Source organism: Klebsiella sp. 141251, from assembly GCF_050600725.1.
In the GTDB taxonomy this organism is placed as follows: Bacteria; Pseudomonadota; Gammaproteobacteria; order Enterobacterales; family Enterobacteriaceae; genus Klebsiella; species Klebsiella aerogenes.
This window is the reverse complement of record NZ_JAQIRG010000006.1, coordinates 249,488-259,620: the sequence shown is the minus strand read 5'-3', so window position 1 is coordinate 259,620 and position 10,133 is coordinate 249,488. Positions and strand designations below refer to the sequence as shown.

At 54.1% G+C, this 10,133-nt stretch carries 9 protein-coding genes; 3 read left to right on the top strand and 6 right to left on the bottom strand.

The genetic code is table 11. The annotated features are described in order from the left end of the window. Positions 1-24: 24 nt before the first annotated feature. Genes PGR09_RS15625 through yiaK form a run of 4 tightly spaced genes read right to left on the bottom strand, consistent with a single transcriptional unit; the run spans position 25 to position 3,831 of the window. Positions 25-1,344 (bottom strand): MFS transporter, encoded by a 1,320-nt coding sequence (locus tag PGR09_RS15625; RefSeq protein ID WP_047047711.1) that lies wholly within the window; start codon positions 1,342-1,344, stop codon positions 25-27. A gap of 50 nt (positions 1,345-1,394) precedes the next feature. Continuing rightward, the gene (locus tag PGR09_RS15620) at positions 1,395-2,318 is read right to left on the bottom strand and encodes a DUF4862 family protein (RefSeq protein ID WP_047047713.1); all 924 of its coding nucleotides are present in this window, start codon (positions 2,316-2,318) and stop codon (positions 1,395-1,397) included. Between the two features lie 38 nt (positions 2,319-2,356). After that, a complete protein-coding gene (locus PGR09_RS15615) occupies positions 2,357-2,821 on the bottom strand; it encodes a YhcH/YjgK/YiaL family protein (RefSeq protein ID WP_045390696.1) in 465 nt (154 codons plus the stop codon). Positions 2,822-2,832: 11 nt separating this feature from the next. Then, positions 2,833-3,831, bottom strand: coding sequence for a 3-dehydro-L-gulonate 2-dehydrogenase (gene yiaK, locus PGR09_RS15610; protein WP_047078827.1), 999 nt, complete (start codon positions 3,829-3,831; stop codon positions 2,833-2,835). Between the two features lie 217 nt (positions 3,832-4,048). On the opposite strand from yiaK, the gene yiaJ reads away from it, so the two are divergent. Together yiaJ and PGR09_RS15600 are read left to right on the top strand one after the other, a co-directional pair. Next, positions 4,049-4,867 carry an IclR family transcriptional regulator YiaJ gene (yiaJ, locus tag PGR09_RS15605; protein WP_045390824.1) on the top strand — a complete coding sequence of 273 codons (819 nt, stop codon included), beginning with the start codon at positions 4,049-4,051 and terminating at the stop codon, positions 4,865-4,867. A 118-nt stretch (positions 4,868-4,985) separates the two neighbouring features. Beyond that, positions 4,986-5,474: a 4Fe-4S binding protein gene (locus PGR09_RS15600; RefSeq protein WP_045390701.1), complete on the top strand. Its 489-nt coding sequence runs from the start codon at positions 4,986-4,988 to the stop codon at positions 5,472-5,474. Positions 5,475-5,510: 36 nt separating this feature from the next. Here the strand turns inward: PGR09_RS15600 and avtA are convergent, their stop codons facing one another. Beyond that, positions 5,511-6,767, bottom strand: a complete 1,257-nt coding sequence (avtA, locus tag PGR09_RS15595; protein WP_430916281.1) for a valine--pyruvate transaminase — start codon at positions 6,765-6,767, stop codon at positions 5,511-5,513. Between the two features lie 172 nt (positions 6,768-6,939). Beyond that, positions 6,940-8,970, bottom strand: coding sequence for an alpha-amylase (locus PGR09_RS15590; RefSeq protein ID WP_315711839.1), 2,031 nt, complete (start codon positions 8,968-8,970; stop codon positions 6,940-6,942). Positions 8,971-9,285: 315 nt separating this feature from the next. Here PGR09_RS15590 and PGR09_RS15585 point away from each other — a divergent pair, with 315 nt between their 5' ends. Further along, the gene (locus PGR09_RS15585) at positions 9,286-10,113 is read left to right on the top strand and encodes a protein bax (protein WP_063447255.1); all 828 of its coding nucleotides are present in this window, start codon (positions 9,286-9,288) and stop codon (positions 10,111-10,113) included. Positions 10,114-10,133: the final 20 nt, after the last annotated feature.

Genomic DNA, 10,133 nt, shown 5'->3' with positions numbered 1-10,133 from the left:
GGCGCCTGGCCGTCCGGGACAGTTTTAAGCTGCGTGGTTACGCGGAGTCATCGTCTTTGCGGGTGCTGCGCCGGCATCGCATTTTGCCGGCAGCAGCAGCGCCATCAGGGCCGCCAGCGCCAGTGAGATAGCCAGGCAATAGACGCCGGCATCTTTGCTGTAGAGGGTGATCAGTACGCCCACGGCGTAAGGACCGCAGAAGCCGCCGAGGTTACCGAGAGCGTTGATCACCCCGCGGGCGCCGCCGGCCATTTCGGCGCTGAACAGGCGTGCCGGTATGGTCCAGAACACGCCTGCGGCGGATTGCAGGAAGAATCCGCAGCCAACCAGCGCGGCATAGGCCAGCCAGATGTGATTTTTCAACGCCACGGAGAGGAACATGCACAGTGCGAAGCCGATCAGCGGCAGGCAGACGAATAGCTTGCGTTTGCCGGTACGATCGGAGAGCGAAGAGAAAAGGAACATACCGGCAATCGCGCCAACGTAGGGCAGGATGGCGAGCACGCCGACTTGTCCCATGCTGCTATGGGTCAGCTCTTTCAGAATGGTCGGCAGCCACAGGGTGTAACCGTAAATCCCGGTTTGGTAGAAGAAGTTAAGGGCGATGAGCTGCCACATGGTTTTGTCAGAGAGCACCGCGCCGAGCGAGGCATTTTTGACTTCAGTTCCGGCAATCGCCTTTTGTTCCGCCGCCAGCGTTTCGACCAGGTAGGTTTTTTCCGCTGCGGATATCCAGCGCGCTTCCTGCGGACGGTCATAAACGGTGTATGCCCACAGCGCCAGCACGACCACCGAGAGCAAGCCTTCGATAATAAATAGCCAGCGCCAGTCGAGAACGGTGATGATCCAGCCTGACAGCGGGGCGGTAATAATCCCGGCAATCGGCACAAACATAATCACAATGGCGTTGGCGCGGCCGCGTTCAGCGTCCGGGAACCAGTTGCTGATCATCGTTAGCACCACCGGCAACATGCCGCCTTCCGCTACCCCTAATAAGAAGCGCAGGATCAGCAGTTGATATTGATTGGTGATTAAACCGGTCAGTACGGAAATAATGGCCCAGGCGACCAGCGACCAGCCGATAAATTTCTTGCCGCTGCCGTGTACGGCAATTTTTCCGCCAGGGACTTGTAAGAATAAATAACCGATAAAGAAAATACCGCCAGCGAGCCCCGCCATGGTGGCGGAAATACCCAGTTCGGCATCCATACCGCCCGGCATCGCAAATGCGATATTAACGCGGTCCATATAGGAAATAATACAGGCAATAAGAATCGGTGGGATAATTCTCAGCCAACGCTGGCGTGGAATATCTTTTGCTGTAGGGCGAGAGGTCATGTTCATATTAATATTCTCGTAGAGTAAATATTATGACAATGAAAACGTAGTTGTTCTTATGCGTTTTTTAATAGGGTGATACCGTCACGCAAAATGGCTATGCGGTGGTTAACATCGGCATTCGCGTCTATTTCCAGTAATTTAATACCGGCGAACTGCAACGATGCGCCGGCGGCGCAGGCGAAAATATCGCGGGCATGCTGCGCGGTCATCAGGCTTTGCGGGCAGAAGGGGGCAAACGGCGCGTGTAAATCCTGCCATTCGCCATATTCGCCTGTTTGGGTGGTGCCGGAAAACATCAGCGCGCCCAGTTTCCCGGCCTGTTTAACCTGTCGGGTATGGGCCAACGGCAGCGCGGTATCGCGGCCTTCAATGGCCGAGCGCGCCCAGTTAATGCACACGCTTATCTCGTAGTCGGCAATAACTTCCAGTACATTATCCAGCGGCAGGAAGCCTTTACGCGGCGCCGGGCCATTCATCGCGTCACAGTGTTCCAGCACCAGGTCGCAGCGCCAGTCCCAACTGGCGATTTCTTTGAGCGAGCGGGAAAAGGCGTCCGTTGCCTGGGCGATGTTTTGATCTCCCGCCAGCGGCGCGGCCTGTAACTCAAGCGCGGTGACTTTACCGGGTTGAATACCGTTGATTTTATTAATTTTGCGATGAAGGTGGCGGTAGTATTCAACGCAGGCTACACGCTGTTGTTCATCGCTGGAGGCCAGACCGAAACCCGCGTTCTCTCCGCGGCGGCGCATGGTTTCCATAATGGCGGTAATCACAATTTGCCAGTTATCCGGCGTATGGCGCAGCAGCCACTCATCGCCTAAAGGATGGATATGCTCAAGACAAGGCTGTTCTATGCCACGAATATCTGGAGTATCGGCAAGTTGTCGCCAGAATTCCTTCTCTTCCTCTTCACTCTTTTGGTGAAATGAGGGGGCACAGGGATACGCACCGATAATATAACCGGTAGTAATGTTCATTATGTGCTCCTGTAAATTTAATGAGATAATTAGTTCTTTTACAGAATATCGATAGCTACCTTGACGACTATTTTTCTAATAGGGGTGGCAGTCATTTTAATGCATCCAGGGCGATGCACATCTTGTGGAAAGAATATGGCATAGCTACCGGGTATCATTTCAATAAACGATTCATGTTGACTGTCGTGATAAAAAATAATATCGCGCTGTTCTAATAACGATTCGCTGATCTGGTTATTTCCGCTATCGATGGCGATACCTATTTTTTCTTCACCGGAAGCGAGAAATTGAATATCTAAATAACGCCGATGTACCTCCGGACGGTTTTCTGTCGCCGCGCGGGTGGTCAGATCGATGATCTGCGCAAAAATATTCTTACCCTCAATTTCGACGACGCCGGGCGGCTGGTGGCGAAAATCGGTAGTCCGAAGAAAATCGAGCGCCTTTTCAATCGCTGCCGGTAGACGGCACGGATTCGGTTGTGAAATATGGCCGAAGATCATAGTGGTTTCCCCTATAGAGCCTGAATTTTGGCCCATACGCTGTCGTCGACGGTGATCCCATTACGGCGGTTTTCTTCCAGCAATCGCGTAAACTCGTGGCCCGGTAGGCGGACCGCCACATTTTCATCGGCGCGTTCGGCGGTGGTGATAAAGTCCATGATCCGCTGTAGTTTGGCATCGCGAGTTTTGCCATCAATGAGCTTGTCGACTTCAATGGCGATGAAAATCTGCGATACGCCATATTCGTCGCTATTGTCCTGGGTGACTTCAGCAACGGAGGAACCGTTGGAAAGCAGAGTGGCTATCATATCCAGCACAATTGATAAACCGGAACCCTTCCAGTAGCCCATCGGCAGGATACGGCGATTTTTCTCAATCACGCCGGGTTCCTTCGTCAAATTACCTTCATCATCAAACCCGCCATCTACCGGCAGCGTGCGGCCAGCCAGGCGATTAACCTCCAGCATGCCGTAAGAGAACATCGACATCGACATATCGACCATTGTGATGGGAGTGGAGGGAATTGCCACGATCAGCGGATTGGTGCCAATGCGGCACTCTTTCGCGCCCCACGGCGGCATGACGGCGATGGAGTTGGTCCAGCAAATGCCGATATAGCCTTTTTCCGCCGCCTGCCAGCCGTAGCTGCCGCCGCGCATCCAGTGGTTGGCGTTGCGTAATGCCACCAGGCCAATGCCGTGGTCGGAGGCCAATTCAATGGCGCGATCCATCATCTTTTTCGCCGTCAGATTGCCAATCGAACGCCGGGCATCCCACTGCTCAATAGCGCCAAGGCTGGTGACGCGCTGAGGTTTCGCATCCGGAATGATATCGCCGTTATCCAGTTGCTGAATAAAACGTGGAAAGCGATTCACTCCGTGTGAGTAGACGCCGGATTCCGTGGTGCGGGCGAACATTTCCGCGCAGGCGTCGGCGGTTTCCGCCGCAATACCGCGTGAGAGTAATACCCGATTGAACGCCTCTTTTAGCTGCGCAAAAGTTACTTTCATTCCCGTGTTCCCCTTAGGGTTTGAGTGATTTTTTATCTTTACGTTTCACATATCGAAATCTGATTTCAAATATAACGATCAATTTTTGACAGATCAACGGCAGATGCTATTTTTAAAAATCATTAAAATCAGTTGGTTGTGTTTTTTCGGTTCAGATCGTGAACTGAACCACACTTTGCGCTACCATCAGAGCGCGATTAAAAAGGAAGCCGAAGCGATGGGCACAAAAGAGAGTGAAATGACGCAAGAGAAAGAGAGGCCAGCCGGAAGCCAGAGTCTATTTCGCGGGTTAATGCTGATTGAGATCCTCAGTAACTATCCAAACGGTTGTCCGTTGGCGCATCTGTCTGAACTGGCGGGCCTGAACAAAAGTACCGTGCATCGGTTGTTGCAGGGCCTGCAGTCCTGCGGCTACGTTACGCCGGCGCCTGCCGCCGGAAGTTACCGCCTGACCACCAAATTTATAGCCGTGGGCCAAAAGGCGCTGTCGTCGCTGAATATTATTCATGTCGCTGCGCCGCATCTTGAAGCTTTAAACATCGCCACCGGCGAGACGGTGAACTTCTCCAGCCGTGAGGACGACCACGCGATTCTGATTTATAAGCTGGAGCCGACTACCGGTATGCTGCGTACCCGCGCCTATATTGGCCAGCATATGCCGCTGTACTGTTCGGCGATGGGTAAGATCTACATGGCGTTCGGCCATCCTGACTACGTTGCCAGCTACTGGGATAGCCATCAGGATATTATTCAGCCGTTGACCCGTAACACCATTACCGGCCTGCCGGCGATGAACGACGAGCTGGCGCAGATTCGTGAACGTAATATGGCGATGGACCGCGAAGAGAACGAACTCGGCGTCTCGTGCCTGGCGGTACCGGTATTCGATATTCACGGTCGCGTGCCTTACGCCATTTCGATTTCGCTGTCGACTTCGCGCCTGAAACAGGTTGGTGAGAAAAATCTGCTCAAACCATTGCGTGAAACGGCAGAGGCGATTTCCCGCGAGCTGGGGTTTGTTATTCGCGAAGGCTAAGGCAACTGGCGAGATCTTGCTGGGTATTTGCCTAAAACGCAGCTGATTCCATTCAGGATCAAAGCGCGCAGCGGGGTTTTTCTGGCACGCTGCGTTTTTATCCCGAAGGGAGTTGAGGATGAACCGGTTTATTATCGCCGATGCGCAAAAGTGTATTGGCTGCCGAACCTGCGAGGTGGCCTGCGTGGTGTCGCATCAGCAGGGGCAGGATTGTTCTACCGTTTCTGCAAGACGCTTTGCGCCGCGGATCCGGGTAGTGAAGAGCGATGAGTTATCAACGGCGACGCTGTGTCGTCAGTGCGAAGATGCCCCTTGCGCGAACGTCTGCCCGGAAGGGGCAATACGCCATGAGGGCGACGTCTGGCGAGTCGATCAACGGCTGTGCATTGGTTGTAAAAGCTGTATGGTGGCGTGCCCTTATGGGGCGATGACGGTGATGTTGACCGACGAAGGCGTGCAGGCGCTGAAGTGCGACCTGTGCGCGCACCGGCAAACGGGGCCGGCGTGTGTAGCGGCCTGCCCGACTCAGGCGCTGCGCTGTATTGAGCCCGCTGAGCTGGAAAGATTAAGCGCCGAGCGCCGTCGTTGGGCGGCGCAGGCAATGTAACTGCATGTTCCCGGCCAGCGATGGCCGGGAACATCATCAGGCGTCTTGCTCCTGCCAGGCGCGCTCAATCTCTTCGGCAAGAATTTTAACCCCCGCCTCGATTTTCTCCGGGTCCGGCACGTAGTTCATGCGCATGCACTGATGCGTATGCGGCCACGGCTTGTCCAGCCCCGGGAAGAAGTAATCGCCCGGTACCATCAGCACGCCGCGTTGCTTCAGGCGCTGATACAGCAGCTCGGTGGAGATCGGCAGATCCTTAAACCACAGCCACAGGAAAATCGCCCCTTCCGGTTTATGAATCAGGCAGCGTTCTTCCGGCAAATAGCGGCGAATGGTAGCAATAGTTTCCTGAACACGCTGATAATAGAACGGTTTAATTACCGTTTCGGACAACCGCAGCAGGTCCTTGCGCTTGATCATTTCGCACATCATCGCCGGCCCAATTCCGCCAGGGGCGAGGCTGATAATGCCGTTCATATTGCTGATCGCGGTGATGATTTTTTCGTTGGCGATGATGATGCCGCAGCGGGTGCCCGGCAGTCCGAGCTTGGATAAACTCATGCACAGCACAATATTCGGGTTCCACAGCGGGCGCGCTTCGCTAAAGATAATGCCGGGGAAAGGTACGCCATAGGCGTTATCAATAACCAGCGGGACGCCATTCTGGTTAGCGAGAGCATCCAGTTTGATGAGCTCTTCATCGGTAATGACGTTACCGGTCGGGTTGGTTGGCCGGGAGACGCAGATCATTCCCGTCTCTTCGGTGATCTGCAGGTGTTCGAAGTCCACGTGATATTTGAACTGGCCTTCCGGCAGCAGTTCAATGTTGGGGCGGGTGGCGACAAACAGATCCTCTTCCAGCCCGGAATCGGCGTAGCCGATATATTCCGGCGTCAGCGGGAACAGCACCTTGCGGGTGGTGCCGTCGGCACGGCGGCCGGCAAACAGGTTAAATAAGTAGAAAAATGCGCTCTGGCTGCCATTCGTCAGAGCAATATTCTGTGGTTCGATCTCCCAACCTAATTCTTCGCGCAGCATTTGCGCAAGCAAGGTCAGAAGCTCGCTTTTCCCTTGCGGACCATCATAATTGCAAAGCGCATCAAGGGCTTTGCCGTTATCCAGCATATCGGCCAGCAGGCTATTGAAGTATTCATTCATCTCCGGGATTTGCGCGGGGTTGCCGCCGCCCAGCATGATCGCGCCCGGTGTGCGCAGGCCGTCATTGAGGTCTTCCATCAGGCGGGTGATGCCTGAATGACGGGTGAATTTGTCGCCGAAAAGTGAAAATGTCATCGCGGATATTCTGTTGGTCTTCTGGAAAGGGAATTACCATAACGCCAGCGTCAACGCGGTGCAAATCGGCACAGGAGGGAGCGATTTATTTTTTGTTCTGCTAATAGTGGAGATATTAGTAATTTGTGCTGAAAAGGCTCCCGCCAGCGGCAAGGAGCCCGGTAAGCGACTGCTATTGCTGTCCGGCCCAGACAACCATCACTTTATCAGCGCTGCTTTCACGCACGAAACCATAGCCCTGCTCTAGCGTCAGCGTCTGTTGTTTACCCATACCAATGGCCGGATGGCGGGCGCGGAATTGGGCGATTTTTTGCCAGTGCGCGACGTTATCGGATGCGCTACCGACAACATCCTGCCAGTTCATATCGGAGCGGGTACCCTGCAGCGGGTCGGAACCCGTGGGGCCGAACGGACGTGAAGATTCATCGCCATAGAAGAGTTGTACGGCGCCTGGCGCGAGTAATAGCAGTTCCGCCGCCCGACTGCCGCCTTCGCGGAACAGGCGGGTATCGTGCGAGGAGAGATAGCTCAGCACGTTGAAATCCTGCAGCTTGTCCGCCATTTGCTGCCAGGTGGCGTCCATGTTTGCGAGACAGTTTGCTGCTTTCGCCGCTTGATCCTGATAATCGAAATTAATCATCGCGTCGAAACCGTGGCGATAGTAGTCGCTTTGCATCACGCCGTGGCCCCAGGCCTCGCCGGTCATCCAGAATGGCGCGTCATCCAGCGCTTTCTGCGGATTCGCTTTTTTCCAGTCTGCCAGCGCGGCCGTGGCCTGGGTTTTGAGCTGCTGCCAGGCGTCCAGTTCGACGTGTTTCGCGGTATCGACGCGGAAGCCGTCAATCCCGTAGTCGCGTACCCATTGGCTAAGCCAGTGGGTCAGATAGTCGCGCGGCGTGTAGCCGGCTATCTCTTTGGCGGCGGTATCCGGCTTGTGACGGTAGAAATTTGGCAAGCCAGAAGGGAGCGTCGATTCGGTTTTCAGATCCGGCAGGAACGCCAGCGACATGGTGAGATCGTCGAAACCTGGATTGTCGTAGTCGCCGATATCGGTGCGGATCCATTTTTTCCCCCACCATTGTTCCCAGCCCGCTTTATCGCTGAAGTTGATATAGTCATTGAAGCTATGCCAACTTTGCCCCGGCGCCGGTTTCCAGTCGGTCCAGCGCTCGCCAAGTGTTTTTTTCAGTTCATCGCCTTTCAGGTACAAGGAACCGAAGTGAAATTCCTGCATATCGGCGAGCGTGGCGTAACCGGTATGATTCATGACGATATCAAACAGGACGCGCATGCCGCGCCGATGGGCTTCATCGACCAGTTGCCGAAGATCGGCTTCGTCACCCATGTTGGCGTCAAGACGGGTCCAGTCCTGGGTGTAGTAACCGTGATAAGCGTAGTGGGGGAAGTCGCCTTTGGCGCCGCCGCCAACCCAGCCGTGAATTTGCTCCAGCGGCGAACTTATCCACAGCGCGTTGACGCCAAGCTGTTGAAGATAATCCAGCTTGCTGGTCAGCCCCTGTAAATCGCCGCCGTGGAAGGTGCCTATCTCCTGCATACCGTCTTTATGGCGCCCGTAGCTGTTGTCATTGGTCGGATTGCCGTTGACGAAGCGATCGGTCAGGACAAAATAGATCGTGGCGTTATGCCAGTTAAACGGCGCGCTGGCGGCGCTATCCGCTTGTTCAAGCAGCAGGAGCCCATTACTGCCTGTGGCGGGCTGCAGCGTGATTTTGCCTGCTTTCACCGTAGCGAGATTACCGCTGTAAAAATCGCGGACCTGGCTTCCCTCGGCAAACGTCTGGCCGACATCAAACGTTAACGGTTTACCATCCCATTTCGGACACTGGCGCACCAGCGGCTGCGTGCTGGCTGTTTCCTGCTCCGCCAGCGACAGCATCAGCGTTGGCGTACCGGAGCGGGTATCGACTTCCAGCGTATAGCGCCCGTCGCGGAATACGCGCCACTGCGGCGGCATATCCCGACAAGGTTCCAGCGATAGCATCTGATTGAGTTTTATCGCCCCCGCAGGCTGCCAGCACTGTTGGTCAAAACTTATCCGCAAAGGGCGGGTACCCTTCGTCACCTCATTTTGCGTCGTGAAGCGGCCTGCATCCTGTTCAGTGAAGGCGGGAAAGTCAGCGGTTGTCCAGGCGGCAAAAGCCATCCCGGGCAGCAGTAGCGAGGCGAGCGCAGCGAGTTTCATGCTGGAGTCCTGTTAGCGGTTTTTATCACAGTGTGCCTGCGCGCCATAAGGTTGAACTCATCCTGCCGGTAATTTTGCGGGGAGGATGAAAAGGGGTGAGTGATTTAGTTCAAAAAATGAGCTATAAATGAGACGGAGATAGCATTTCTGCACCTTCGCGACGGTGTAGAAACCGATTTCAGATGACAGCGATTCGGAATTGGACTATTTCTCTTGATGCTCTCTCTGGGTATTTTTGATACTATTCGCGATTCAACTATCGATTTTTTGCGAAAAACAAGGTGTTGGAATGAGTAAATCCGACCAGGAGACCTAATGATATCGATTCCCATGCGACGATATGGGGCTGCGATACTCATGTTACTTACCTGTATATTTTCAGGTAGTGTGTTGGCGACAACGCACACAGCAACAAAGAGTCATAAAGCCTCAGTAGTTAAGAAAGTAAAGAAGCCCAGTAGTATCAAGGTTAGCAGTAAACAAGAGTATTCTCGCAATAGTGTAAAGAGCAGTTCACTTCCTGATTTGCGAAAATACCCTTCCGGGACACCAAGGAAAAAAGCGTTTCTCCGGACGGTTATGCCTTACATTACAAAGCAAAATCAAGCGATCACGGCAGATCGTAACTGGCTTGTCTCTAAGCAATACGACGGCCGTTGGTCGCCGAGCGAGCAGGCGCGCCTGAAAGACATCGCCTCACGTTATAAAGTGAAGTGGTCTGGCAATACTCGCCATATACCATGGAACTCGCTGCTTGAGCGCGTCGACATTATTCCGAACAGCATGGTGGCAACCATGGCGGCGGCGGAAAGCGGTTGGGGCACCTCGAAGCTGGCGCGTGAGAACAACAACCTGTTTGGTATGAAGTGTGGCGGCGGTAACTGTCGCGGTGCAATGAAAGGCTACTCCCAGTTTGAATCTGTCGAGCAGTCGGTTCAGGCTTATGTAAAAAACCTGAATACGCACCCGGCTTATTCATCCTTCCGTAAGTCTCGCGCACAGCTGCGTAAGACGGATCAGGAAGTAACTGCCAGCGCGATGATCCACAAGCTGAAGGGATATTCGACAAAAGGGTCGAGCTACAACAACTATCTCTTCGCCATGTATCAGGACAATCAGCGCTTAATTGCCGCTCATATGTAATCATCAATGCCCGGTGCGTA